This is a genomic window from Pseudomonas sp. PA-1-3F, assembly GCF_021609665.1.
GTDB classification, from domain to species: Bacteria; Pseudomonadota; Gammaproteobacteria; order Pseudomonadales; family Pseudomonadaceae; genus Aquipseudomonas; species Aquipseudomonas paracarnis.
The window spans coordinates 64,360-89,676 of the sequence record NZ_WJZD01000015.1; the positions used below are offsets into that span (position 1 = coordinate 64,360).

General features: G+C 61.3%; 21 protein-coding genes. 13 read left to right on the forward strand and 8 right to left on the reverse strand.

What is annotated here, in order from left to right; all coding sequences use genetic code 11:
* The first annotated feature begins 76 nt into the window (after positions 1-76).
* The 3 genes from GIV26_RS12855 to GIV26_RS12865 all read left to right on the forward strand — a co-directional run bounded on the left by GIV26_RS12855 (position 77) and on the right by GIV26_RS12865 (position 4,783).
* The gene (locus tag GIV26_RS12855; protein WP_236280915.1) at positions 77-1,843 is read left to right on the forward strand and encodes an ATP-binding protein; all 1,767 of its coding nucleotides are present in this window, start codon (positions 77-79) and stop codon (positions 1,841-1,843) included.
* A complete protein-coding gene (locus GIV26_RS12860) occupies positions 1,837-3,162 on the forward strand; it encodes a sigma-54-dependent transcriptional regulator (protein WP_236280918.1) in 1,326 nt (441 codons plus the stop codon). Before GIV26_RS12855 ends, GIV26_RS12860 begins: the two co-directional genes overlap by 7 nt.
* Positions 3,163-3,463: 301 nt before the next feature.
* On the forward strand, positions 3,464-4,783 hold the full coding sequence (locus GIV26_RS12865; RefSeq protein WP_105228248.1) for an MFS transporter: 1,320 nt from the start codon (positions 3,464-3,466) through the stop codon (positions 4,781-4,783).
* Between the two features lie 141 nt (positions 4,784-4,924).
* Here the strand turns inward: GIV26_RS12865 and GIV26_RS12870 are convergent, their stop codons facing one another.
* Positions 4,925-5,680: a COG4705 family protein gene (locus tag GIV26_RS12870; protein WP_019817341.1), complete on the reverse strand. Its 756-nt coding sequence runs from the start codon at positions 5,678-5,680 to the stop codon at positions 4,925-4,927.
* A gap of 177 nt (positions 5,681-5,857) precedes the next feature.
* Here GIV26_RS12870 and GIV26_RS12875 point away from each other — a divergent pair, with 177 nt between their 5' ends.
* Entirely contained in the window at positions 5,858-6,490 is a 633-nt protein-coding gene (locus tag GIV26_RS12875) for a flavin reductase family protein (RefSeq protein WP_054897657.1), read from the forward strand.
* A 125-nt stretch (positions 6,491-6,615) separates the two neighbouring features.
* On the opposite strand, the gene GIV26_RS12880 is transcribed toward GIV26_RS12875, so the two are convergent.
* Together GIV26_RS12880 and GIV26_RS12885 are read right to left on the reverse strand one after the other, a co-directional pair.
* Positions 6,616-6,861 (reverse strand): hypothetical protein, encoded by a 246-nt coding sequence (locus GIV26_RS12880; RefSeq protein WP_019817340.1) that lies wholly within the window; start codon positions 6,859-6,861, stop codon positions 6,616-6,618.
* Between the two features lie 41 nt (positions 6,862-6,902).
* Entirely contained in the window at positions 6,903-7,244 is a 342-nt protein-coding gene (locus GIV26_RS12885; RefSeq protein WP_003193915.1) for an antibiotic biosynthesis monooxygenase family protein, read from the reverse strand.
* A gap of 327 nt (positions 7,245-7,571) precedes the next feature.
* Here GIV26_RS12885 and GIV26_RS12890 point away from each other — a divergent pair, with 327 nt between their 5' ends.
* On the forward strand, positions 7,572-8,501 hold the full coding sequence (locus tag GIV26_RS12890; RefSeq protein ID WP_034128611.1) for an AraC family transcriptional regulator: 930 nt from the start codon (positions 7,572-7,574) through the stop codon (positions 8,499-8,501).
* Positions 8,502-8,622: 121 nt separating this feature from the next.
* Here GIV26_RS12890 and GIV26_RS12895 read toward each other — a convergent pair whose 3' ends face one another.
* The 4 genes from GIV26_RS12895 to edd form a co-directional block, all read right to left on the reverse strand.
* Positions 8,623-10,092 (reverse strand): ATP-binding protein, encoded by a 1,470-nt coding sequence (locus tag GIV26_RS12895; protein WP_236280920.1) that lies wholly within the window; start codon positions 10,090-10,092, stop codon positions 8,623-8,625.
* Positions 10,082-10,816, reverse strand: coding sequence for a response regulator (locus GIV26_RS12900; protein WP_003193918.1), 735 nt, complete (start codon positions 10,814-10,816; stop codon positions 10,082-10,084). Before GIV26_RS12900 ends, GIV26_RS12895 begins: the two co-directional genes overlap by 11 nt.
* A gap of 137 nt (positions 10,817-10,953) precedes the next feature.
* Positions 10,954-11,910 (reverse strand): glucokinase, encoded by a 957-nt coding sequence (locus GIV26_RS12905; RefSeq protein WP_096144449.1) that lies wholly within the window; start codon positions 11,908-11,910, stop codon positions 10,954-10,956.
* On the reverse strand, positions 11,907-13,733 hold the full coding sequence (edd, locus tag GIV26_RS12910) for a phosphogluconate dehydratase (RefSeq protein ID WP_014719752.1): 1,827 nt from the start codon (positions 13,731-13,733) through the stop codon (positions 11,907-11,909). The genes GIV26_RS12905 and edd overlap by 4 nt, the downstream gene beginning before the upstream one ends.
* A gap of 221 nt (positions 13,734-13,954) precedes the next feature.
* Here edd and gap point away from each other — a divergent pair, with 221 nt between their 5' ends.
* The 7 genes from gap to GIV26_RS12945 all read left to right on the forward strand — a co-directional run bounded on the left by gap (position 13,955) and on the right by GIV26_RS12945 (position 23,013).
* On the forward strand, positions 13,955-14,956 hold the full coding sequence (gene gap / locus GIV26_RS12915; RefSeq protein WP_054897659.1) for a type I glyceraldehyde-3-phosphate dehydrogenase: 1,002 nt from the start codon (positions 13,955-13,957) through the stop codon (positions 14,954-14,956).
* 221 nt (positions 14,957-15,177) lie between these two features.
* Positions 15,178-15,696 carry an RNA polymerase sigma factor gene (locus GIV26_RS12920; RefSeq protein WP_072447169.1) on the forward strand — a complete coding sequence of 173 codons (519 nt, stop codon included), beginning with the start codon at positions 15,178-15,180 and terminating at the stop codon, positions 15,694-15,696.
* A gap of 74 nt (positions 15,697-15,770) precedes the next feature.
* Positions 15,771-16,739, forward strand: coding sequence for a FecR family protein (locus tag GIV26_RS12925; protein WP_057975089.1), 969 nt, complete (start codon positions 15,771-15,773; stop codon positions 16,737-16,739).
* A 115-nt stretch (positions 16,740-16,854) separates the two neighbouring features.
* Entirely contained in the window at positions 16,855-19,419 is a 2,565-nt protein-coding gene (locus tag GIV26_RS12930) for a TonB-dependent receptor (RefSeq protein ID WP_236280921.1), read from the forward strand.
* Positions 19,420-19,556: 137 nt separating this feature from the next.
* Positions 19,557-20,165, forward strand: a complete 609-nt coding sequence (locus tag GIV26_RS12935; protein ID WP_181123943.1) for a biliverdin-producing heme oxygenase — start codon at positions 19,557-19,559, stop codon at positions 20,163-20,165.
* A 169-nt stretch (positions 20,166-20,334) separates the two neighbouring features.
* Entirely contained in the window at positions 20,335-20,736 is a 402-nt protein-coding gene (locus GIV26_RS12940; protein WP_014719757.1) for a YbaN family protein, read from the forward strand.
* 138 nt (positions 20,737-20,874) lie between these two features.
* Positions 20,875-23,013 (forward strand): methyl-accepting chemotaxis protein, encoded by a 2,139-nt coding sequence (locus GIV26_RS12945; protein ID WP_236280960.1) that lies wholly within the window; start codon positions 20,875-20,877, stop codon positions 23,011-23,013.
* 147 nt (positions 23,014-23,160) lie between these two features.
* On the opposite strand, the gene GIV26_RS12950 is transcribed toward GIV26_RS12945, so the two are convergent.
* Positions 23,161-23,724 (reverse strand): NAD(P)H nitroreductase, encoded by a 564-nt coding sequence (locus tag GIV26_RS12950; RefSeq protein WP_034128618.1) that lies wholly within the window; start codon positions 23,722-23,724, stop codon positions 23,161-23,163.
* A gap of 140 nt (positions 23,725-23,864) precedes the next feature.
* Between GIV26_RS12950 and GIV26_RS12955 the strand changes: the two genes are divergently transcribed.
* A complete protein-coding gene (locus GIV26_RS12955) occupies positions 23,865-25,304 on the forward strand; it encodes a di-heme oxidoreductase family protein (protein WP_236280924.1) in 1,440 nt (479 codons plus the stop codon).
* The last annotated feature ends 13 nt before the right edge of the window (positions 25,305-25,317 follow it).

Genomic DNA, 25,317 nt, shown 5'->3' on the forward strand with positions numbered 1-25,317 from the left:
CACAAGCTCCTTGGTCACAAGATATGAGCTGCCCATGCTATGGTGCTCGCCCCTTACCGTGCCTGTTCATCATCGTATGATCGTGATCCCTCGCCCCCTGCGCCTGACCTTCTATTCTCTGTTGATCATCGCCGGTGCGGTGCTGGCTGCCGCCTTGGCCACGCGCCATGCCGAACGCCAGGCCCTGGTGGACGACGCCGCCCGTGCCAATCAGCAGCTCGCGCTGTATGCCAACTCGCTGCACACCCTGATCGAACGCTACCGTGCCCTGCCCGCCGTACTGGCGCTGGATTCGGAGATGATCAGCGCCTTGAAGGGCCCGCTGGACGCCGCCACGCAAGACCGGCTCAACCGCAAGCTGGAGCGCATCAACGGCGCTGCGCAGTCTTCGACCCTGGAACTGATGGACCGCACCGGCCTGGCCGTGGCCGCCAGCAACTGGAACCTGCCCAGCAGTTATGTCGGCCACAATTACGCGTTCAGGCCGTATTTCAGCCAGACCTTGAGCCAGGGTACCGGGCGCTTTTATGCAGTGGGCGTGACCACGGGTATTCCGGGTTATTTTCTTTCCAGCGCGGTCGTGGATGAGCACGAGCAGTTCCTCGGTGCCATGGTGGTCAAGCTGGAGTTCCCGGAACTGGAGCGCGAATGGGCCCAGGGCAATGACCTGCTGTTGGTCAGCGATGCGCGGGGCATCGTGTTTATCGCCAACCAGCCGGGCTGGCGTTATCGCAACCTGCGGCCGTTGTCCGAAAATGACCTGGCTGAACTCAAGGCCACCCGCCAATACGACAAGAAGCAACTGCAGCCGCTGGACACCCAGCCCCTGCAACGCTTTGACGAAAACAGCCACTTGATCCGCGTCAACGGCCCCGACGGCAACGCCAATTACATCTGGGAGTCGCTGCCGCTCAAGCGCGAAGGCTGGACCTTGCACCTGTTGCGCAAACCCCAGTTTGCCTTTGAAGACCAACGTAACGCGAGCCTTGCCGCTGCGGGTTCGTGGCTGGCATTGGTGTTCTTGGGGCTGTTCCTCAGCCAGCGCTGGCGCCTGGCCCGCTTGCGCCAGCGCAGCCGTGAAGAACTGGAGCAATTGGTCGAAGAACGCACCCAGGCGCTGCGCACCGCCCAGGATGGCCTGGTGCAGTCGGCCAAGCTGGCGGCATTGGGACAGATGTCGGCCGCCCTCGCCCATGAAATCAACCAGCCGCTGACCGCCCAGCGCATGCAACTGGCGACGCTGCGGCTGTTGCTCGACCATGGTCGCGTGGACGATGCCTACAGGGCTCTCACGCCATTGGATGACATGCTCACGCGTATGGCCGCGCTCACCGGCCACCTCAAGACGTTCGCGCGCAAGAGCCCCAGCGGTCTGCGCGAAAAGCTGGACCTGGCGACGGTGGTCGACCAATCCTTGCACCTGCTCGACGCGCGCCTGCGTGACGAAGCCATCGGCGTGGTGCTGGACCTCACTCGCCCGGCCTGGGTACGTGGCGACGCGATCCGCCTGGAACAAGTGCTGATCAACCTGCTGCGCAACGCCCTCGACGCCATGGCCGATAAACCGCGCAAGCGCCTGGAAATCCGCCTGCACGCCGATCAGCAACTATGGCAGTTGAGCCTCTGCGACAGTGGCGGCGGGATTGCCGAGGAACATTTGAGCAGCGTATTCGACCCGTTTTTCACCACCAAACCGGTGGGCGACGGGCTCGGCTTGGGGCTCGCGGTGTCCTACGCTATCGTGCATGAACTGGGCGGACGCCTGAGTGCCGCCAACCGTGGCGATGGCGCAATTTTCACCTTGACCCTGCCTATCGCCCTGGAGACGCCAGACCTATGTTGAACGCGGTGATTGTGGTCGATGACGAAGCCAGTATTCGCACGGCCGTCGAGCAATGGCTGAGCCTGTCGGGGTTTGACGTGCAGTTGTTCAGCCGCGCCGAAGAATGCCTGGCGCAACTGCCCAAGGACTTTGCCGGGGTGATTCTGAGCGACGTGCGCATGCCGGGGCTCAGCGGCCTTGAACTGTTGGCCGAGGTGCAGCGCCGCGATGCCGATTTGCCGGTGATTTTACTCACCGGCCATGGTGACGTGCCAATGGCCGTCGAAGCCATGCGCGACGGCGCCTACGACTTCCTGGAAAAACCCTTCAGCCCCGACGCCTTGCTCAACAGCCTGCGCCGGGCGTTGGACAAGCGTGGCCTGATCCTGGAAAACCGCCGTCTGCATCAACAGGCCGATCATCGCGTGCAGTTGGAGTCCAGCCTGCTGGGTGTGTCCAAGGGCCTTCAAAGCTTGCGCCGCCAAGTGCTGGACCTGGCGAGTTTGCCGGTCAATGTGCTGATCCGGGGTGAGACCGGCAGCGGCAAGGAGTTGGTCGCCCGCTGCCTGCACGACTTCGGCCCACGCGCCAAGAAGCCGTTCGTGGCACTCAACTGCGCGGCAATCCCCGAGCAGTTGTTCGAAGCCGAACTGTTCGGACATGAAAGCGGCGCCTTTACCGGCGCCCAGGGCAAACGTATCGGCAAACTGGAATATGCCCACGGCGGCACCTTGTTCCTGGATGAAATCGAAAGCATGCCCCTGGCCCAACAGGTGAAATTGCTGCGCGTGTTGCAAGAGCAGAAGCTGGAGCGGCTGGGCTCCAACCAGAGTATCCATGTGGACCTGCGCATCATCGCTGCCACCAAGCCCGACCTGCTGGAAGAAGCCCGTGCCGGGCGCTTTCGCGAAGACCTGGCCTATCGGCTCAATGTCGCACAACTGCGCCTGGCGCCATTGCGTGAACGTCGCGAAGATATTCCGCTGCTGTACGCGCATTTTGCGCAAAGCGCTGCCGAGCGTCTGGGCCGCCAGGTCGAGCCCTTGAGTGGGCCACAGTTGGGGCGCCTGCTCAGCCATGACTGGCCGGGCAATGTGCGCGAACTGGCCAACGTCGCCGAGCGCCAGGTGTTGGGGCTGGACGAGCCGGAACCGCAAGGGATCGAGGCCGGGCAGTCGTTGGCGGCGCAGCAGGAAGCGTTCGAGGCACACTGCCTGAAGGCCGCATTGACGCGTCACAAGGGCGATATCAAGGCGGTGCTGGCCGAGTTGCAACTGCCGCGTCGTACCTTCAATGAGAAGATGCAGCGGCATGGGTTGGTAAGGGAGATGTTTCTCTGATCCCGCTTCTGATCGTTCCCACGCTCCGCGTGGCAACGCAGCCTAAGACGCTCTGCGTCGCTTTTTAAAGGCGCGACGCGGAGCGTCACCACAGGCGTTACCACGCAGAGCGTGGGAACGATCACTGCAGCCATAAGCGGATTTCCGCTCATCACCCCAAAACCATCAGCGAATTTCCGCTCAATAAAATCCCGCAACCCTTCTATTCCGGGCCTTCCTCTACCTGGCACAGCTCCTGCTATAGCCCCAACAGGCTGCGCACGCGCCGCTCCATAAAAACAACTAGATGAAGGATCCTTCAATGGATAACTCCAACACCGTGCCTCTGGGATCGATGGCCGTCAAAGCGCAGGAGCGCACCACCTCCAGCCGCATCAAGTCGATCTTCAGCGGATCGGTCGGCAACATGGTCGAATGGTACGACTGGTACGTCTACGCCGCCTTCTCGCTGTACTTCGCCAAAGCCTTCTTCCCCAAAGGCGACACCACTGCCCAACTGCTCAACACCGCCGCGATCTTCGCCGTGGGCTTCCTGATGCGCCCGATCGGTGGCTGGCTGATGGGCCTGTACGCCGACAAAGTGGGGCGTAAAAAAGCCTTGATGGCCTCGGTGTACCTGATGTGCTTCGGCTCGCTGCTGATTGCCCTGAGCCCCGGCTATGAAATCATTGGTATCGGTGCGCCGATCCTGCTGGTGTTTGCCCGCCTGCTGCAGGGCCTGTCGGTCGGCGGCGAATACGGTACCTCTGCCACTTACCTGAGTGAGATGGCCACCAAGGAACGCCGCGGTTTCTACTCCAGCTTCCAATACGTGACCCTGATCTCCGGCCAGCTCATCGCGCTGGCGGTGCTGATCGTGCTGCAACAGGTGCTCACCACCGAGCAGTTGTATGCCTGGGGCTGGCGTATCCCGTTCGCCATCGGTGCCTTGTGCGCAGTGGTCGCGCTGTACCTGCGTCGCGGCATGGAAGAAACCGAGTCGTTCACCAAGAAAGAAAAAGCCAAGGAAAGCGCAATGCGCACCTTGATGCGCCATCCCAAGGAACTGATGACCGTGGTCGGCCTGACCATGGGCGGCACCCTGGCGTTCTACACCTACACCACCTACATGCAGAAATACCTGGTGAACACGGTCGGCATGAGCATCTCCGACTCCACCACCATCTCGGCGGCGACGCTGTTTCTGTTCATGTGCCTGCAACCGATCATCGGCGGGCTGTCGGATAAAATCGGCCGCCGCCCGATCCTGATCGCCTTCGGCGTGCTTGGCACCCTGTTCACCGTGCCGATCCTCACCACCCTGCACACCATCCAGAGCTGGTGGGGCGCGTTCTTCCTGATCATGGCGGCGCTGATCATCGTCAGCGGCTACACCTCTATCAACGCCGTGGTGAAGGCCGAGCTGTTCCCGACCGAAATCCGCGCACTGGGCGTGGGCCTGCCGTATGCCCTGACCGTGTCGATCTTCGGCGGTACCGCTGAATACATCGCGCTGTGGTTCAAGAGCATCGGTATGGAAACTGGCTACTACTGGTACGTGACCGCGTGTATCGCCGTGTCGTTGATGGTGTACGTGACCATGAAAGACACGCGTAAACACTCACGCATCACCACCGACTAAAAAATGTGGGAGCGGGCTTGCTGTGGCGAGCAAGCTTGCTTGCGCTGGGGGTGCGAAGCGCCCCCAAAAAGCTCCAGCTACGCTGTCGAACGGGAGCAAGCTCCCTCGCCACAGCAAGCCCGCTCCCTCATTTATTTAGCCTTAGGACAACTCTGCGGCCTCATTGCGCCCATAGCGCCGCTGCGCATACGACGCGCCAGCAATCATCACCACCAGCACCGCAGCCAATACCGCGGATGAACCGATGGTGCCGAAATCCAAGCCGCCTTTTTCATGGGGTTTGGTCAGGAAATCCCCCAAGGTCGCGCCAAACGGCCGTGTCAGTACAAACGCCACCCAGAACAACAATACCGACGAGATGCGGGTGAAGTACTTGAGTACCACCACCGCGGCGATGGTTGAGCCGATCAACAATGCGCCACCGGCGAAGCCCAGCCCCGAATCGTCCGCGAGGAAATCGCCCAATGCGGTGCCCAAGGTGTTGGAGAACAGGATCGCCATCCAGTAAAACAGCTCCCCTCGGAAGGTCTGCACCTTGTTCACGTTCAGCGAGTCACCACTGAGGTGCCACAATGCAAAGATAATCATCAGGATCACGATCAGGATCATCGACCCGGTGGCGTAGCCCAGCCCCAGCGTGCGGTCCATGAAGTCGGACATTGTGGTACCCGCCGTGCTGGTAGACAAAATCACGATCCAGTACAGCACCGGGTTGTAGGTTTTCGACCAGAGTTGCGTCACCAGGGTCACCAGGAACACGCTGATGAGGATCATGGAGCTGATGGCGTAGCCAACATTCAAGGTCATCGACAGCAAGTCCCCGGCAGTTTCGCCCAAGGTAGTTGCGCAGATTTTCATGACCCAGAACGCCAGGGTGATCTGAGGAAGTTTGTTCATGCAGTGGATAGCTCCAAGGCTCAGTCTTATAGGGGGTATTGACCTTGGGCGCAGACTGAAGGGGAAACTGTGAAAAATAGGTGGCAGATGTATGAAAAATCCATGGGCACGATGGAAATTCACCGCCATGAATTGCACTATGACCGCCTCCCAAACCGCGTAGCAGGAACCCCGGCCATGCCTGACGACATCCACTATTACGAACCCGCCAACGGCCACGGCCTGCCCCATGACCCGTTCAATGCGATCGTCGGCCCACGCCCGATTGGCTGGATCTCCTCGCACGATCGCGAAGGCCGCCTGAACCTGGCGCCCTACAGCTTCTTCAACGCGTTCAACTACATTCCGCCGATCATTGGGTTTTCCAGTGTCGGGCGTAAAGACAGCCTGAACAATATCGAACAGACTGGAGAATTCGTCTGGAACCTGGCCACCCGCCCGCTGGCCGAGCAGATGAACCAAAGCTGCGCGGCCGTATCGCCCGAGGTAAATGAATTCGAACTCTCCGGGCTGACGCCCGTGGCTTCGAAAATCGTTGGCGTACCACGGGTGGGCGAGAGCCCGGTGTCCTTCGAGTGCAAGGTGACGCAGATCATCCAACTGCAACGTGCCGACCAACAGTTGGTGCCAAGCTGGCTGGTGCTGGGCGAGGTGGTTGCGGTGCACATCGCCAAATGGTTGCTCAAGGATGGGATCTACGACACTGCTGCCGCCGAGCCGATTTTGCGCGGGGGTGGCCCGGCGGATTATTTCCAGCTGGGGCCTGAGGCCCTGTTCAAAATGCACAGACCAGGCGCCACCAAACCCTGACTGCAATGCAATAAAAACTGTGGGAGCTGGCTTGCCTGCGATAGCGGTGGGTCAGTTAACCCAAGAGTGACTGATACACCGCTATCGCAGGCAAACCAGCTACCACATTGGTTAGGTGTGCTGCCTCAGCGTTCAGCAGTCGCCCAGGTCAGTTGGCCTTCTGCATCCACATCGACCAGATGCTCGAGTTGCAACGTCGCCGCATCATCGGCATCGGACGCTGTCTTGAACGTCTGCCCATCAAGGATCTTGTGAAACCTGGGTGCGCCCATGCCATCCAGTGCCTTGACGGCGACGGCGGCGCTGTAGCCACCTTCGCCCGGTACTACGGCGGAAACGGCTTCGTGGTGGGCAAATTGTTTACGTGCCATGTTGCAGGTCCTGGCCAATGGAAAGTCGGCCATTCTAACCGTTAACCGGCCAGTTGCAGGTACTCGCCGTAGGCCTGTGCCGCCGATGCGTCGGTGAAGGTCTGGAAGTCCATGCTGCGCACGACCATGTCGTTCAGAAGCTCGGTGAAGATCATCAGGGCCGGAGAGTTGAAGTAGGCGCTCATGGCCTGCTCGCTGCTCCAGAACCCGGACACCAGCCAGACATCGGGATCGACCTGGGAGTGCTGCAACGAGAATTGCAGGCAACCCTGGGCCTGGCGACCTGGTTCGATCAAACTGCTCAAGCGTGCACCGAGTTCGGTGCTGCACCCGCTACGGGCGCGGATAAAGGCCATATGGCTCGCGGGAATGGGGGTGGACATGTTCGACTCTCCCGTTGAGAAGTGATGCTCGGCAAGCACAATGAGGGCGTGTTGCCACAGGATCAAAGATAACGGCGCGGGGGTGGGCGCGGTTAGTCAATTCCTGCAGGCTTATTGCACAATCCTGCGAGAAGCGTAGGAAGGACGTTCGGCCCCAGGATTTATTCCAGGCCCAGGCCTCATGTTTCAGGCTGATGACAGGCTGCGCACTTGCCTGATTCACGCTATCTCGCAGGATCAGGCAAGGATGCTGCAGAATCGACGTAACACTTTTTGAAAAGCCGCCGCTAAGCTGAGCCCATCAAAGCAGCGTGTAGAGGACGCCCCATGCCGTCGCCCGAATCCAAGTCCATTCCCCTCGATGCCGAGATGGAGAAACAACGCGCCGAGCTGGCCAGTATCGTGCACCGCCATACCTGGGAGGACGGCTCCTACGGCACGGCGATCACCTCGCTGTACCTGAACCGCCACAACGCGCCGCGGGATTTCATGCCGGTGCTGGTGGAACCCGCGCTGTGCATCCTCGCCAGTGGCAGTAAGGAAGTGCGCCTGGCCGACGAGATCTTTGCCTACGACCCGCTCAACTACTTGGTGTTCTCGGTGGCGATGCCGGTAGCCGGCCGCATTATCGACGCCACCGCCGAGGACCCGAACCTCTCGGTGCGTATCAATATCGACCCGGCGCAGCTCACAGCGCTGATCGCAGAGGCCGGGCCGATGGGCGTGCCCTCGCGCCCGACCTCGCGAGGCATGTACGTCGACCGCATCGATCACGCACTGCTCGACGCGGTGCTGCGCCTGACCCGCTTGCTGGACACCCCTAAAGACATCGCGATGCTCGCGCCCTTGATCAACCGTGAAATTCTCTACCGCTTGCTGCGTGGCCCGCAGGGTTATCGCCTGTATGAAATCGCTGTGGCTAACAGCCAGAGCCATCGGGTGAGCCAGGCGATCACCTGGTTGAACGGTAACTACGAACAGCCGCTGCGTATTGACGACCTGGCCAAAGAAGTGAACCTGAGCGTCTCGACCCTGCACCATCGCTTCAAAGCGATCACGGCCATGAGCCCGCTGCAATACCAGAAGCAACTGCGCTTGCAGGAAGCCCGGCGGCTGATGATTGCCGAAGGGCTGGAGGCCTCGGCGGCGGGCTATCGGGTGGGGTATGAAAGCCCGTCCCAGTTCAGCCGGGAGTACAGCCGGTTGTTTGGTGCGCCGCCGCTGCGCGACCTGGCCCGGTTGCGCCAGAGCATCTGATGTACGCAGAGCAACATGTGGGAGCTGGCTTGCCTGCGATAGCGGTGTGTCAGTCACCATTGTATTAACTGACCCACCGCCATCGCAGGCAAGCCAGCTCCCACAGTAGTCCTGCGTATATTCAATCTAATCCGCGGGGGAGCTGCAGGGTAACGCGCAGGCCGCCTTCACGCAGGTTCTGCAAACTCACCTCGCCCCCATGGCTGTGGGCAATGTTGCGCGCAATCCCCAATCCCAATCCGTAACCCTGCTGCTGGCCGGCCAGGCGGAAGTGCGGTTCAAACACCTGCTCCAGTCGCTGCTGCGGCACGCCGGGCCCCTCGTCATCCACATGCAGGATGAACTGCACGCCATCGTCCTCGATATGCAAATGCGCGTTCTGCCCGTACTTGAGCGCGTTGTCGATCAGGTTGCCGATGCAACGCTTGAGCGCCAGCGGCTTGCCTGGGTAGGCTGACAGGGCCGCGCCATCAAGGGTCACTCGGCCATTGCCATGGGGTGCCAGGTACGGCTCCACCAGGCATTCGAGGACGTGGTTGAGATCCACCGGCTGGATGTTTTCGTGGATGTCGGTGTCTTTCACGCATTGCAGCGCCCCCTTGACCAGCAATTCCAGCTCATCCAGGTCACGGCCGAATTTGTTTTGCAGGTTCTCGTCTTCCAGCAATTCCACACGCAGGCGCAGGCGGGTGATGGGCGTGCGCAGGTCATGGGAAATCGCGCTGAACAACTGGCTGCGCTCGGTCAGGTAACGGCTGATGCGTTCACGCATGGCATTGAATGCACGGCCCACTTCCACCACTTCACTGCCGCCGCCTTCAGCCACCGGCTCCACATCGGCGCCCAGGGACATGTCCCGCGCCGCTCGCGCCAGGCGCTTGAGCGGTCGGCTTTGCCAGTGCACCAGCAGGCCGATGAACAGAAGCAGAAAACCGCTGGTGAGCACGATGAACCACACCTGCTGGGACGGCAGGCCTTGCTCTTCCAGGCTGGTGTAGGGCTCGGGCAATAGCGAGGCGATGTACAGCCATTCACCGGGTGCCAGTTGGATCTGGGTGACCAGCACCGGCGGGTTCACCGGTTCCAGGGTCAGCGCGTAATGGGCCCAGGAACGTGGCAGTTCGTCGAGCTTCAGGCCGGCATTGAAGATGCGCAGGTCTTCGGCGCTGACAAACTCCACCGAGATATGCACGTCGGCACCCAGGGTCTGGCGCAGCACTTCATCCACCGCCACCAGCACCGCTTGCTTGCGCGGGGTTTCGGGCAGTATTTGCATGTCCAGCGGGCGATCATTGAGGGTCACCACAAAACGCGTGCCGCCCATGCTGCGCAATTGGTCCAGCACTAACGGGCGATAGGCCACCGGCAGCGACCGGAAGTAACTCACGCTGGCGGTCATTGAGTGCGCCAGACTACGGGCGCTGGTCACCAGGCCCTCAAGCTGGGTGGCGCGCAGTTGCGACACCCAGATCACGCTGGACAGCGCTTGGGCAAACAGCACCGCCAGCAAGGTCAGCAGTAACATGCGCCCCAGCAGCGAGCGGGGTACCGGGAAGCGGCGACGGCGTTCGTTCAGCGCTTCAGTGGGCATTGCCGGCAACCACGCTGGCTGCCAGTTGATAGCCGCTGCCACGCACGGTGCGGATCAGCCGCGGAGGTTTCTCGGTGTCGCGCAGGCGCTGGCGCAAGCGGCTGACGGCCATGTCGACGATACGGTCCAAGGGCATCAGGTCGCGGCCACGGGTGGCGTTGCCGATGGTGTCACGGTCGAGGATCTGTTGCGGGTGGTCGAGAAACAACTTGAGCAAGGCGAAGTCGGCACCGGAGAGGATCACCTCTTCACCATCCACATGAAACAAGCGGTGGCTGATCATATCCAGACGCCATTCATCGAACACCCACACATCACCGCCGCTGCTGCGTTCCTGGCCGAATTGGCAGCGGCGCAGCAGTGCCTTGATGCGCGCCTGCAACTCGCGGGGGCTGAATGGTTTGCCGATATAGTCATCGGCGCCCAGCTCCAGGCCGATCACGCGGTCGGCTTCGTCGGAACTGGCAGTGAGCATGATGATCGGCACCTGCGCCTGGCGCGGGTGCTGGCGGATCCAGCGGCACAGGCTGAAGCCGTCTTCGTCTGGCAACATGACATCGAGGATGACCAGGTCGCACGGCGCCTCGTTCATCGCCTGGCGGAACCCCGCGCCGTCGGACACGCCACGGACCTGGAAGCCGGCGCGACTGAGGTAGGTTTGCAGCAATTCGCGGATTTCCTGGTCGTCGTCGACGAGGAGAATGGATTTACTGATTACGCTCACGGGGCCTCCTTGTTGTTATGGCCTGGCTTAAATCATCGGGTGCCCTTTAGGCCGTCATCGCAGGCAAGCCAGCTCCCACACTTGGAATGCATTCCAGACTGTGGGAGCTGGCTTGCCTGCGATGACGCCATTATGACCTATGCAAAAGCTTGCTCAAGCGCCACACCAGCCCCAGTCAACCCGGAATACGGCGCTGTCACCAGCCACACCGGAATACCTTTGAAGTAGTCGCTCATGCAGCCTTTGTCGCTAAAACTCTGGGCAAAGCCACTGTTGATAAAGAAGTCGGCAAACCTCGGTATCACCCCACCCACGATGTACACGCCACCGCGCCCACCGGTGGTCAAGACGTTATTGCCCGCCACCCGGCCCAGCCAGATGCTGAACTGGTCCAATACTTCCATGGCCACCGGATCGCCGGCCAGGCCCGCCGCCGTGATGGCTTCGGGGGTGTCGAGCACCGGCTCATGCCCATCCACCGCACAAATCGCCCGGTACAGCCGTGGCAGGCCACCACCGCTTAACGCCGTTTCGGCGCTGACATGCCCGATCTCGCTGTAGATGTGTTGCCACAGCTGGGTTTCCCGTGGGCTGCTCAGGGGCAGGTCGACATGCCCACCCTCCCCCGGCAATGCTGCCCAACGGCCTGCGCCGAGGTCCAACAAGGTGCCGACGCCGAGACCCGTACCCGGGCCGATCACCACGGCCGGGCGCAAGGGCTCCGGCGTGCCTTCGCAGACCACGCGGAATTCGTCGGGCTTGAGTCGGGTCATGCCCAGGGCCATGGCCGAGAAGTCGTTGACCAGCAACAGTTCATCCACCTGCAGGGCCTGGCAAAACGCGGTTTTGCTCAGGCGCCAGTGGTTGTTGGTGAACTTGAATTCATCGCCGCTCACCGGCCCGGCCACCGACAGGCACACCGCACCGATGTCCCCGATTTGCAGGCCTTCTTCTTTGAGATAGACCTTGATCGCCTCTTCAGGGCTGCCGTGATCCGCCGTGGCATGCACGCGGATCGAATGCAGTTCCTGATCCCGCCATAACGCAAAACGGGCGTTAGTCCCCCCGATGTCACCGACCAGCGCAAGCTTCACTTAAGCGTCTCCAAGGCAGAGGTAAAGGCGCTGGCGCCCTGCTCTGCGGAGCTTGCGGCCAAGCGCATGAATGCAAACAACTCGCGACCGGCCCCCACGTTATTGCCCAACAGGCCCGTGGCAGGCGTGCGCGCTGCAAATACTTCGGCGTCCACCTTAAGCTCCAGGGTGCCGGTAACGCCATCCACACGGATGATATCGCCATCCTGGACCCGCGCCAGCGGCCCGCCGCTCTGGGCTTCGGGGTTGACGTGGATCGCGGCTGGGATCTTACCCGACGCGCCGGACATTCGCCCATCTGTCACCAGCGCCACTTTGAAACCACGGTCCTGCAACACGCCCAGGAACGGGGTCATCTTGTGCAGTTCCGGCATGCCGTTGGAGCGCGGCCCCTGGAAGCGCATCACCGCGACGAAGTCTTTTTCCAACAGGCCGGCCTTGAAGGCATCGGCCAGGTCCTGCTGGTCCTGGAACACCACCGCGGGCGCTTCGACAACCTGATGCTCCGGCGCTACCGCCGAAACCTTCATCACGCCACGGCCAAGGTTGCCTTCCATCACGCGCAAGCCGCCTTCCGGCGAGAACGCACGGGCCACCGGGCGCAGGATGGTTTCGTCGAGGCTTTCGATCGGGCCGTCGCGCCAGACCAGTTCGCCATCCACCAGGAAAGGTTCCTGGATATAGCGGCTCAGGCCCTTGCCGGCCACGGTGTTGACGTCTTCGTGGAGCAGGCCGGCTTCCAGCAGTTCGCGGATCAGGAATGACATACCGCCCGCCGCCTGGAAGTGGTTGATGTCAGCCTTGCCATTTGGATACACGTGGGACAGGGTCGGCACCACCTCCGAGAGGTCGGCCATGTCCTGCCAGGTCAGGATGATGCCTGCCGACATGGCAATGGCCGGCATGTGCAGGGTGTGGTTGGTGGAGCCGCCAGTGGCGTTGAGCGCAACGATGGAGTTGACGATGGACTTCTCGTCGACAATCTCGCCAATCGGCGTGAAGTTGCCATTGGCCTTGGTCAAACGCGTGACCTGGTGCGCAGCTTCGCGGGTCAACGCATCACGCAGCGGCGTGTACGGGTTGACGAACGAAGCGCCGGGCAAGTGCAGGCCCATGACTTCCATCAGCAACTGGTTGGTGTTGGCGGTGCCGTAGAAGGTGCAGGTACCAGGGCTGTGGTAAGACTTCATCTCCGATTCCAGCAGTTCTTCGCGGCTGGCCTTGCCTTCGGCATAGCGCTGGCGCACATCGGCCTTCTGCTTGTTGGAGATACCCGACGGCATCGGCCCGCCCGGCACGAAGATCATCGGCAGGTGGCCGTAGCGCAGCGCGCCCATCATCAGGCCAGGGACGATCTTGTCGCAGATGCCCAGCATCAGCGCGGCGTCGAACATGTTGTGGGACAGCGCTACCGCCGTGGACATGGCAATGACTTCACGGCTGAGCAGGCTCAGCTCCATGCCTGGTTCGCCCTGGGTCACGCCGTCGCACATGGCGGGGGTGCCGCCGGCGAACTGGCCGACCGAGCCGACTTCGCGCAGCGCCTTTTTGATTTGTTCGGGGAAATGCTCGTAGGGCTGATGCGCCGAGAGCATGTCGTTATAAGAAGAAACAATTGCCACGTTGGCGGCATTCATCATGCGCAGGCTGTTTTTGTCTTCGGTGCCGCAACCGGCCACGCCGTGGGCGAAGTTGGCGCATTGCAGCTTGCCGCGCATCGGACCGTCGCTGGCTGCGCCGCGAATGAGCGCAAGGTAAGCCTCGCGGGTGGCGCGGCTGCGGGCGATAAGCCGTTCGGTGACCTCAAGAACGCGGGGATGCATGTATAGAACTCCAGGCTAACGGATGTGGCGACCTGAGTGTCTATGCTGATCAAACGCCCACGGCTCATGGGATGGCAGGGGGTCGTTTGGATCATCGGACCAGTTGATTCAGGTCACTCGTTGTAGATTGAACAAAATATTGCCACTAAAAAGGCTTGTTTTCTATTTTTATGCGAATAATCTTGTAATTCTTACAACAAATCGACGACAGGCACCTTCCAATGACTCTTCGTATCGCAATCAATGGTTTTGGCCGTATCGGCCGTAATGTCCTGCGCGCACTGTATACCCAAGGCTATCGCCAGGATCTGCAGATCGTCGCCATCAACGATTTGGGCGACAGCTCGATCAATGCTCACCTGCTCAAGTACGACACCGTACACGGCACTTTCGACGCAGAGGTTGCCCACGATCAGGAAAGCCTGACCGTCAATGGTGACCGGATTGCCGTGAGTGCCATTCGCAACCCCGCCGACCTGCCGTGGGCTGCGCACAAGATTGACGTGGTGTTCGAATGCACCGGTCTGTTCACCGACCGTGACAAGGCTGCCGCCCATATTAGCGCCGGCGCGCGCAAGGTGATCATTTCGGCCCCGGCCAAAGGCGCGGATGCCACTGTGGTTTATGGCGTAAACCATGACATCTTGCGTCAATCCCACCAGATCATTTCCAACGCATCGTGCACCACCAACTGCCTGGCGCCGGTGGCCCAGGTGCTGCACCGCGAGCTGGGTATCGAAAGCGGCCTGATGACCACCATTCACGCCTACACCAACGACCAGAACCTTACCGACGTGTACCACACCGACCCGTACCGCGCGCGCTCGGCCACCCAGAACATGATCCCGAGCAAGACCGGCGCCGCTGAAGCGGTGGGCCTGGTGCTGCCGGAACTGGCAGGCAAGCTGACCGGCATGGCGGTGCGTGTGCCCGTGATCAACGTGTCGCTGGTAGACCTCACCGTGCAGTTGAAGAAAGAAGCCACGGCCGATGAGGTCAACGCCCTGCTCAAACACGCCAGCCAGCATTCGAAGATCCTCGGCTACAACACCCTGCCGCTGGTTTCCACCGACTTCAACCATAACCCGCTGTCGTCGATCTTCGATGCCAATCACACCAAGGTCAGTGGCAAATTGCTCAAAGTATTGGCGTGGTATGACAACGAGTGGGGCTTCTCCAACCGTATGCTGGATAACTGCCTGGCGTTGTGCAACGCCGAGTAACTCCACAAGATCGACCAGATCGTTCCCACGCTCTGCGTGGGAATGCCACCCTGGACGCTCCGCGTCCTGCTCTTAAAGTTGTGACGCGGAGCGTCACAGGATGTGTTCCCACGCAGAGCATGGGAACGAGCGGCACAATCTCCAAGGCATCTCAAAGTGCCACTTGCCATTTCAGTTGATGATAAGCATTATCATTAACTGCAAATCGGTCTGGTATCACTGTGAGCCAATCTCGCTTCAACCACGTCTTCCTCACCCAACGGGTGATCCTGCTACGAACTCTGCAACGCATGGTGCATAACCACAGCACCGCCGAGGACCTGTTGCAGGAAACCTACCTGCGCGTGACTCGGGCCCTCAGCGAGCGGCCAATCGACCACCTTGAACCCTTTGTCTACCAGACGGCGCGCAACCTGGCGCTGGATCACTTGCGTTCGCGCAGGATTCAGGCGCGTACCCTGCAGGAGGATGTCCCGCTGGATGTCCTGCAAAGCGTCGCCGCGCCGGCCAGCACGCCGGAGGAAGCTACCCAGGCCGAGCAGCTACTGGAGCAGCTGAGTGTCAGCCTCGGCCAGTTGAGCGCCCGCCAGCAGCGGATTTTCATCCTCAGCCGTCTGCACGGTTGCAGCTATCAGGAAATTGCCGATCAGTTGGGTGTGTCCTTGAGCACGGTGCAAAAGGAACTCAAATTGATCATGGCTATCTGTGTGGGTGTGGCCGAACGGCTGGATCAGCCTTAAGCTTCACCCGACAGAGGTGTCGATCCAAGCTGTAGGAAAAATGAATAGAACGTGGCGAAGACCCGAGGAACACCGTGACGGACCCGAATAAACTGCGCCCCCATGCGTTGGCTCATGAGGTGTTGCAAGACGCGGCCATGGACCAAGCCCTCGATTGGCTGATCGCCTTGCAGTGCCCGCAACCTGGGCAGCAGGCCGCGTTCGACGCCTGGCTGGCCCAGGACCCGGCGCATGTCCACGCCTTCAGCAAGGCCCAGGCCGCCTGGGGTGACGCGCCGGTACACAGCGCCGCCGTGGCCCTCGCCGCACCGCGCAAGCCCAGCGGCTGGCGCCGGATCAGACCGCACTGGAAACCCCTGGCCACCGCCGCCGTGTTACTGGTCGGCCTGTTCAGTTTCAGCAACCTGCCGGTGCGTTTGCAGGCCGACCATCTGACGGTGGTCGGCGAGCGCCAGCGCCTGCAACTGGACGATGGCTCCAAGGTACTGTTGAACACCAACTCGGCATTTTCCAGCACCATCAACCACCACCAGCGCATTGCCCGCCTGTACCAGGGCGAAGCGTTCTTTGAAATAGCGCCCACCCGTGGCCTGCCCCTGGAAATAGACGCCGGCCCGGTGCGCGCCAGCGTGCGTGACACCGCCTTTGCCGTGCGCTACCTCAATGGCGAAGCCCAGGTTCAAGTGCAGCGCGGCGATGTCGACCTGAGCAACACTTTCGACGATGCCCGCGTGCGCCTGAGCGCCGGTGAAAGCATTCGCATCGGCCCCAAGGGTTTCGGCCAACCGGCCAAGCTCGACCCCAGCAAAGACCTGGCCTGGGTCCAGGGCCGGCTGGTATTCGAAAACTGCCCGCTGAGCGAAGTGCTGGCTGAGCTGCGCCGCTATTATCCCGGCTGGATCGTCAACAACAACGAGCAGTTGGCCAGCGTCGCCGTCACCGGCAACTACCGCCTCGACCAGCCCCTGGACGTGGTGCGCTCCCTGGCCCACATCACCTCGGCCAAGCTGTCGGAGTACCCGGCGCTGGTGATCCTGAACTAAATGAGAATTATTTTTACTCGATGTTAACCGGCGATACGTCTCGTTATAGCCAATGCAACTGATTCCTATTTGGTTCGGTTCGCAACTATAAGATTCGTATCCCGGAGCGCTCTCGATGTCCTCTCGTTTCAACCGCCGGTCTGCTTCGCCCGTTTTGTCCTTGCTGACCGCCGCGATCCTGCTGGCTGGTGCGCCCGTCATGAGCGCCACCGCCGCGGAACCTGCCGCTCGCAGCCACGCCAATTACACGTTCAGCATCGAACAGCAGCCATTGGTGTCGGCACTCAACGCTTTCACCGCAGTGACCGGCTGGCAAGTGGGCCTGCCGGCCGAACTGGGCCAGGGCGTATCGTCCCCTGGCGTGCGCGGCCCGCTGCCAGCGGAAAAAGCCCTGGACCGGCTGTTGGTGGGGACCAACCTGAGCTATCGCAAACTGGGCACCAACAACATCGTGCTGGAAAAACGTAGCGCCGGCAGCGCCCTCGCCCTGCAACAGGTGACCATCAGCGCCACTCGCAATGAACAGGATGTGAACAGCGTACCGAGCACCGTCAGCGTGCACGACCGCGCAGAACTGGACCGCCAGAACGTCAACAACATCCGTGAACTGGTGCGCTACGAACCCGGCGTCTCCGTCGGCGGCGCCGGTACGCGCTCGGGTAACGCGGGCTACAACATTCGTGGCATCGACGGCGACCGCGTCCTCACCCAGGTGGATGGCGTCGAAGTGCCGGACAATTTCTTCAACGGCCCTTACGCCAAGACCCGCCGCAATTACGTCGACCCGGAAATCGTCAAGCGCGTGGAGATCTTGCGCGGCCCGGCCTCGGCCCTGTACGGCAGCAGCGCCATCGGCGGCGCGGTGAGTTATTTCACCCTCGACCCGGATGACATCATCAAGCCAGGCCAGGACGTCGGTGCCCGCCTGAAGACCGGCTACAGCTCCGCCGACGAGAGCTGGCTGACCTCCGGCACCTTCGCCGGGCGTGTGCAAGACTTCGACGGTTTGCTGCACCTGAGCCAGCGCAATGGCCACGAAACCGAATCCTACGATGGCAACAACGCCACCGGCCTGGCCCGTACCGGCGCCAACCCGGAAGATGCGCGCACCACCAACGTGCTGGCCAAGCTGGGCTGGAACTATGGCGATGACAACCGCCTGGGCCTGACCTACGATAAGTTCAAGGATGACCGCGACGTCAATCTGAAAAACGCAGTGGGCGGCCCGTTCATCGGTGGCCGGGGCATGAACCTGTACCGCGACCGTCGGGGCAACGACACCATTACCCGCGAGCGCTTCGGCCTGGAAAACACCTTCGCTCTGGAGTCGCCGATTGCCGACCGCATCAAGACCAGCCTCAACTACCAGATCGCCAAGACCGACCAGACCACCGCCGAAATCTACCAGGCCGGCCGTCGCGTCCTGCGTACCCGCGACACCCTTTACGAAGAAAAACAGTGGGTCTTCGACGCGCAACTGGATAAGGCCTTCAGCCTCGGCGAAACCGACCACCAAGTGACCTACGGCACCACCCTCAAGCAGCAGAAAGTCACCGGTTCACGCGAAGGCTCGGCCTCGTGCCTGGCCATTGGCGCCGGCTGCACCGCCATCGGCGCGCCAAGCCCGCAAGCGAGCGACAGCGTGAAGAAGGCCAGCGATTTCCCCGACCCGACCATCAACACCTACTCGCTGTTCGCCCAGGACCAGATCACCTGGGACAGATGGACCTTTCTGCCCGCCGTGCGTTATGACTACACCCGGCTCAAGCCCAAGCTGACCCAGGAATTCCTCAACACCGTCAACCCGACCGGCGCCTATACCGTGGATGGCAAAGACAAGACCTGGAACCGCGTAACACCCAAGTTCGGCCTCACCTATGCCCTGACCGACAACTACACCTGGTTCGGTCAATACGCCGAGGGCTTCCGCACGCCGTCCGCCAAGGCCCTGTACGGTCGCTTCGAAAACCTCAACCTGGGCTACACCGTCGAACCCAACCCCGACCTCAAGCCAGAAACCAGCAAAGGCATCGAAACCGGGATTCGCGGCAAATTCGACGAAGGCTCCTTCGATATTGCGGTGTACTACAACAAGTACCGTGACTTTATCGACGAAGACAACGCCGTGGTCGGCGGCACCGTGGAGCAATTCAAGGCGGTCAACATCAAGCGCGCCACCGTCAAGGGCGTGGAAGCCAAGGGCCGCCTGAACCTGGATACCTTCGGCGCGCCGAAGGGCCTGTATACCCAAGGCTCGGTTGCCTACACCTACGGTCGCAACGACGACAATGGCGAGCCGTTGAACAGCGTCAACCCGCTCAAGGGCGTGTTTGGCCTGGGCTACGACCAGGAAAACTACGGTGGCCTGGTGAGCTGGACCTTGGTGAAAAAACAGGACCGCGTCGACAGCACCACCTTCCACGCGCCCGACGGCGGCACCGACGGCCCGTTCAAGACCCCGGGCTTCGGCATCCTCGACCTGACCGCTTATTACAAGGTGAGCAAAGACGTGACCGTCAACGGTGGCCTCTACAACCTCACCGACAAGAAGTACTGGAACTGGGATGACGTGCGCAGCTACGACAGCGTTGGCGAAGCCGGTGTGACCGGCCCGGCCAACCTCGACCGCCTGACCCAGCCCGGTCGCAACTTTGCGATCAACGTGATCTGGGACATCTGACCCTTCCGCCTCACCTCGCCGCCATTGCATCCACGGCGAGGTGAGGATTTTTTACTGTGCCGCGTCTTCTTGTTCGTCTAGTTGATAACAGCTCTCTTCAGGGCGCCCAGGCGCTTCTCTTCTCAAGGACTTTTTTCATGACCGCTTCTTCCACCGCAGAACGTCCAAGCCTGCGCTCCCAACGCCTGAACCAGATCACCAACGAGCCACACACCAAGCTCGACGCATTGGTGAAGGCTCACGCGCCGTTCGAAACCCAAGCCAACTTCGCCCGCTTCGTAGTGGCCCAGTACCTGTTCCAATCGGAACTGGTGGCCTTGTACAACGATGCCGAACTGAACCAGATCATCCCTGACCTGGCCGCCCGCTGCCGCGCCGAAGCCGCCAAGCTCGACCTGGCAGACCTGGACACCGAAACCCCGGCCCCGGTTGCCGGCGCGGTGAACAACCCCAGCAAAGCCGAAGCTTTGGGCTGGCTGTTCGTCTCCGAAGGCTCCAAGCTGGGCGCTGCGTTCCTGATCAAGCGCGCCGTGGGCCTGGGCCTGAGCGAAACCTTCGGTGCCCGCCACCTGGGCGAGCCGGCCGGTGGTCGCGCCGAGGGCTGGAAAAGCTTCACCCGCACCCTCGACGGCCTGGCATTCAGTGCCGAAGAAGAAGCTGCCGTGGAAAAAGGCGCGATTGATGCGTTTGTGCGCTTCACCGTGTTGCTGGAACAGGCGTACGCTAGCGCCCCAGAACTGGCGTAAGTGTTCTGGTAGACAGCGGTTCAATGTGGGAGCTGGCTTGCCTGCGATGGCGGTGGGTCAGCGCCAGATGTTTAACCTGATACACCGCCATCACAGGCAAGCCAGCTCCCACACTTGGGTGCATTTCATGGCTGATAATGTGTAAACCTTCCCACCAGAAAACTGCAGCATGACCGGCAAACCCCAATCCTCCTCCAAAATCGCCCAAGTCCTCTTTGGCCTGCTGGCCTACGTCAGCCTGGGGATCGGCTTGGTTGCGATTGTGATACCGGGGTTGCCCACCACCGAATTCATCCTGCTCGCCGCCTGGGCCGCCACCAAAAGCTCGCCGCGCCTCAGCGCCTGGCTGGAAAACCACCGCCTGTTCGGGCCGATCCTGTCCAACTGGCGCAATGGCAAGATCATCGCCCGCCGCGCCAAGGTCAGCGCCACCGTGAGCATGTTGCTGTGCGCCGTGCTGATGCTGGTGATGCTCGATCACGGCTGGCCGGTGTACCTGGCAATTGCCGGAATGAGCCTGGGCAACCTGTGGATCTGGTCCCGCCCCGAGCAGCTCGCACGCCCCGTATAACGGCCGGTGTAGGCATTTTCCTACCGCTCATCGCCTATTGCTCATGAATTGATTTGTGACGCCGATGTTTCAGGTACGGCGCCGAATGGACTTGGCTCTTCTGCGTGCATTCCAACAAGTCCATTCGTGAGTGAACCTATGTTCGACACCCTCTCCATCCGCTTGAAAATCGTGTTGCTGTCCGGCCTGTGTCTGCTGGGTGTGATTGCACTGGTGGTCGGCATCAATATCTACAACACCAACCAGAACGATCGGCTGGTCAGTGATTCAAGCTCACGAATGCTCACCGCCAGCGTGGAGCAGTTGCTGCAATCCAAAGCGGCCGAACAGGCCGGCCACTTGCAGCAGACCTTCGGCGAAAACCTGCTGGTGGTCACAGCCCTGGCCGACCAGATCAAAGACCTGCGTCAGTTGGGCATCCAGCGTTCCCTTGAAGCCGGGGCTCTGCGTGAAGAGCTCAACCGCAGCGTCAAAACCGCGTTCGAGCGCAACACCAAGGTGCTGGGCATCTGGTTATCGTTCGAACCCAACGGGCTGGATGGCAAGGACAGCGAATTCATCGACGACAAGGCACGCGTCTCCAATGAAAAAGGCCGGTTTTCCAGCTACTGGAGTCGTGCTGGCGGCGAAGGCCAGAACACCATCATGGTCGAAGATGACCTGACCAAGACCACCCTCAACCTCAGCGGCACGCCCTACAACATCTGGTATACCTGCCCACGAGACACGCGCAGTACGTGCCTGCTGGACCCGTACGAAGACACGGTGGCCGGCAAACCGGTACTGATGACCACCATTTCCCTGCCGCTGATCGTCGACGGCAAAGTCATCGGTGTCGTCGGCGTGGACATCGCCCTCACCGCCCTGCAAGCGACCACCGATGCTGCGCAGAAAGACCTGTTCAACGGTGCCGCCCACCTGGAGATTCTGTCCAGCACCGGCCTGATCGCCGCCTACAGCGGTGAACCAGCCAAAGTCGGCAAGAACCTGATCGACAGCCTCGGCGCCGAAGGCAAAGAGATCGTGCAACTACTGGCCAATGACCGGCCTGTTATCCGTGAACAGGACGACACCATTCGTGCCGTGTACCCGCTCAAGCCGATTGCCGGTGCCAAATCCTGGGGCGTGGTGATCAAGCTGCCCAAAGCGGTAATGCTGGCCGACAACGAAAAACTGCAAGCCGTGCTCGACGAGGCCCAGGCAACGGGCACGCTCAAAGCCCTGCTGGTGGCCGCCGCCGCTGGCCTGCTGGGCTTGCTGCTGATCTGGCTGACTGCCACCGGCGTGACCCGCCCTATCAATAGCGTGGCCGCCATGCTCAAGGACATCGCCAGCGGTGACGGCGACCTCACCCAACGCCTGGCCTATGCCAAGAAAGACGAACTGGGCGAGCTGGTGAACTGGTTCAACCGCTTCCTCGACAAACTGCAGCCGACCATTGCGCAGATCAAGCAAAGCATTACCGAAGCCCGCGGGACGGCCGATCAGTCGTCCGCCATTGCGCGCCAGACCAGCGAAGGCATGCAGGTGCAGTTCCGTGAAATCGACCAGGTCGCCACCGCGTCGAACGAAATGAGCGCCACCGCCCACGACGTGGCCAACAGCGCCTCCAATGCCGCCAGCGCGGCACGCGGTGCCGACCAGTCGGCCCGCGAAGGCATGTCGATCATCGAGCAGAGCACCCGCGATATCACCACCCTGGCCGACGAAGTCAGCAAAGCCGTGGGCGAAGTCGAAGCCCTGGCGGTCAACAGCGAGCAAATCGGTTCAGTGCTGGAGGTGATCCGCAGCATTGCCGAACAGACCAACCTGCTGGCGTTGAATGCGGCGATTGAAGCGGCACGCGCCGGGGAAAGCGGACGTGGTTTTGCGGTGGTGGCCGACGAGGTGCGCAATCTGGCCAAACGCACCCAGGACTCGGTGGAAGAAATCCGCCTGGTGATCGAGCGTATCCAGAGCGGCACCCGTGGCGTAGTGGCGACCATGCACTCCAGCCAGCACCAGGCGCAGAGCAATGCCGGGCAGATCCATCAAGCCGTGCAAGCCCTGGGCAAGATCAGCGACGCGGTCACCGTGATCAGCGACATGAACCTGCAAATCGCCAGCGCGGCCGAACAGCAGAGCGCGGTGGCCGAAGAGGTCAACCGCAACGTCTCGGCGATTCGCACCGTGACCGAAACCCTGACCGGCCAGGCTACCGAGTCGGCGGCGATCAGTAGCCAGCTCAATGCGCTGGCCAGCCAGCAGATGAAGTTGATGGATCAGTTTAGGGTCTGACTCGGTTCTGAAACATTGCCCCCTGTAGGAGCGAGCTTGCTCGCGAAAAACGTCAACGATAACGCGTGCTTCCTGAATAAACGCGGCGCCTTTGAGTTCTTCGCGAGCAAGCTCGCTCCTACAGAGATAGAGCAGAATGGTGGTGAATTACCGGCCGGGCCAGGCCTGGACGAACGGCGTCAGGTCTTCCTTCGGCGCCGTACGCGGTGGGTTCTGCGGTGTGCCCAGGTAGAGAAAGCCAATCACTTCTTCATTCGCCGCCAACCCCAGGCCTTTAGCGACATGGGCTGAGTAGGACAATTCGCCGGTACGCCACACCGCACCAATACCCTGGGCGTACGCCGCCAGCAGAATGCCGTGGGCCGCACAGGCGGCGGCCAGCAATTGCTCGGACTTGGGCACTTTGAAATGCTCTTGCACACGTGCAATCACCACCACCACCAGCGGCGCACGCAGCGGGCCGTTCTGGGCCTTGTCGATGGCGGCTTGCGGTGCGTCGGCGTCTTGCAGACGAGCGGCTTCGGCCAACAGCGTGCCCATCTGTTCACGGGCGCAGCCTTCCACGGTAAGGAAACGCCACGGGCGCAGTTGACCGTGGTCGGGCGCGCGCATGGCGGCGGCGAACAGCAGGTCGCGCTGCTCCTGGGTCGGTGCCGGGTCGAGCAAACGGGGCACGGAAACACGGTTGAGCAAAGCGTCGAGAGCCTGCATTGGCCACCTCCATAAAAAAATGTGCAGTCATTCTAGCGGGAAAGAATCGGGATGCCACCAAACGATAATTGCTCTTATTCAATCTGCCCTGCCCTGTTAGACTTTGCGCCTTAATTTTCTGCCCTCGTCCAGGAATCTCGATGTTCCGTGCGCTTTTGTACCTGCCTGCAGCGTTGATGGCTTTAAGCCTGACTGCTTGCGATGACGCCCCTCGCTTCACGAAAGCAGAGCCCGGTGAATCGCGGGCCGGTGGCGCGGCGACGGTAAACAAGCGCGACCAGAACGCCTTTTCCTTGCCCTCGGCCAACCTGGCGCCGACGCGGCGCCTGGACTTCAGCGTCGGCAACAGTTTCTTTCGCAACCCGTGGGTGATTGCGCCGTCCACCACCACGGCGCGCGATGGCCTGGGCCCGCTGTTCAATACCAACGCCTGCCAGAACTGCCATATCAAGGATGGCCGTGGCCACCCGCCACTGCCCGACGCGCCCAATGCCGTATCGATGCTGGTGCGCCTGTCCATCCATCCCTCTATTACAGAGCAGCCCGCCTACGCCAAGCTCATCGAACAGATCGGCGTGGTACCCGAGCCGGTCTACGGCGGGCAACTCCAGGACATGGCGGTGCCTGGCGTTGCGCCGGAAGGCAAGGTGCGGGTCGACTACACACCGGTCAACGTCAGGTTCAAGGACGGCACGCTCGTTCAATTACGCAAGCCCGACCTGCAGATCACCCAACTCGGCTACGGCCCGATGCACCCCGACACACACTTCTCGGCGCGTATCGCCCCGCCGATGATCGGCCTGGGCCTGCTCGAAGCGATCAGCGATGCCGATATCCTGCGCAACACCGACCCCAAGACCGCCGACAAAGAGGCCATCCTGGGCCGCGCCAATTGGGTCTGGGATGACGCTCAGGCCAAAACTGTCCTCGGGCGTTTTGGCTGGAAAGCCGGGCAGCCCAACCTCAATCAACAAAACGTTCACGCGTTTTCTGGTGATATGGGCCTCACCACGTCCCTGAGACCCTTCGATGACTGCACCGACGCCCAAGTGGCCTGCAAACAGGCGCCCAACGGCAATGGCCGGCAGGGTGAACCGGAAGTCAGCGATAACATTCTGCGCCTGGTGCTGTTCTACACCCGCAACCTCGCGGTGCCCGCACGTCGGGACGTTGATACGCCGCAAGTGCTGGCCGGCAAGAACCTGTTCTACCAGGCCGGTTGCCAAGGCTGTCACAAGCCCAGCTTCACCACCGCCGCCAATGCCGCCGAACCTGAACTGGCCAACCAGTTGATCCGCCCTTACAGCGACCTGCTGCTGCACGATATGGGCGAAGGCCTGGCCGACAACCGTAGCGAATTCAAAGCCACCGGCCGCGACTGGCGCACCCCGCCGCTGTGGGGTATCGGCCTGACGCAAACCGTGAGTGGTCACACCCAGTTCCTGCATGACGGCCGCGCCCGCAACCTGCTTGAAGCCGTGCTGTGGCATGGCGGTGAAGCTCAAGCGGCGCAGCAACATGTGTTGTCGTTCAATGCCGAGCAGCGTGCCGCGTTGCTGGCGTTCCTGAATTCTTTATAAGCTTTGCCCCACT

Bases quoted from the DNA above. Each gene is read 5' to 3' on its own strand.
- GIV26_RS12855 (WP_236280915.1), top strand. From the start codon at position 77: ATGATCGTGATCCCTCGCCCCCTGCGCCTGACCTTCTATTCTCTGTTG.
- GIV26_RS12860 (WP_236280918.1), top strand. From the start codon at position 1,837: ATGTTGAACGCGGTGATTGTGGTCGATGACGAAGCCAGTATTCGCACG.
- GIV26_RS12865 (WP_105228248.1), top strand. From the start codon at position 3,464: ATGGATAACTCCAACACCGTGCCTCTGGGATCGATGGCCGTCAAAGCG.
- GIV26_RS12870 (WP_019817341.1), bottom strand. From the start codon at position 5,680: ATGAACAAACTTCCTCAGATCACCCTGGCGTTCTGGGTCATGAAAATC.
- GIV26_RS12875 (WP_054897657.1), top strand. From the start codon at position 5,858: ATGCCTGACGACATCCACTATTACGAACCCGCCAACGGCCACGGCCTG.
- GIV26_RS12880 (WP_019817340.1), bottom strand. From the start codon at position 6,861: ATGGCACGTAAACAATTTGCCCACCACGAAGCCGTTTCCGCCGTAGTA.
- GIV26_RS12885 (WP_003193915.1), bottom strand. From the start codon at position 7,244: ATGTCCACCCCCATTCCCGCGAGCCATATGGCCTTTATCCGCGCCCGT.
- GIV26_RS12890 (WP_034128611.1), top strand. From the start codon at position 7,572: ATGCCGTCGCCCGAATCCAAGTCCATTCCCCTCGATGCCGAGATGGAG.
- GIV26_RS12895 (WP_236280920.1), bottom strand. From the start codon at position 10,092: ATGCCCACTGAAGCGCTGAACGAACGCCGTCGCCGCTTCCCGGTACCC.
- edd (WP_014719752.1), bottom strand. From the start codon at position 13,733: ATGCATCCCCGCGTTCTTGAGGTCACCGAACGGCTTATCGCCCGCAGC.
- gap (WP_054897659.1), top strand. From the start codon at position 13,955: ATGACTCTTCGTATCGCAATCAATGGTTTTGGCCGTATCGGCCGTAAT.
- GIV26_RS12930 (WP_236280921.1), top strand. From the start codon at position 16,855: ATGTCCTCTCGTTTCAACCGCCGGTCTGCTTCGCCCGTTTTGTCCTTG.
- GIV26_RS12935 (WP_181123943.1), top strand. From the start codon at position 19,557: ATGACCGCTTCTTCCACCGCAGAACGTCCAAGCCTGCGCTCCCAACGC.
- GIV26_RS12940 (WP_014719757.1), top strand. From the start codon at position 20,335: ATGACCGGCAAACCCCAATCCTCCTCCAAAATCGCCCAAGTCCTCTTT.
- GIV26_RS12945 (WP_236280960.1), top strand. From the start codon at position 20,875: ATGTTCGACACCCTCTCCATCCGCTTGAAAATCGTGTTGCTGTCCGGC.
- GIV26_RS12950 (WP_034128618.1), bottom strand. From the start codon at position 23,724: ATGCAGGCTCTCGACGCTTTGCTCAACCGTGTTTCCGTGCCCCGTTTG.
- GIV26_RS12955 (WP_236280924.1), top strand. From the start codon at position 23,865: ATGTTCCGTGCGCTTTTGTACCTGCCTGCAGCGTTGATGGCTTTAAGC.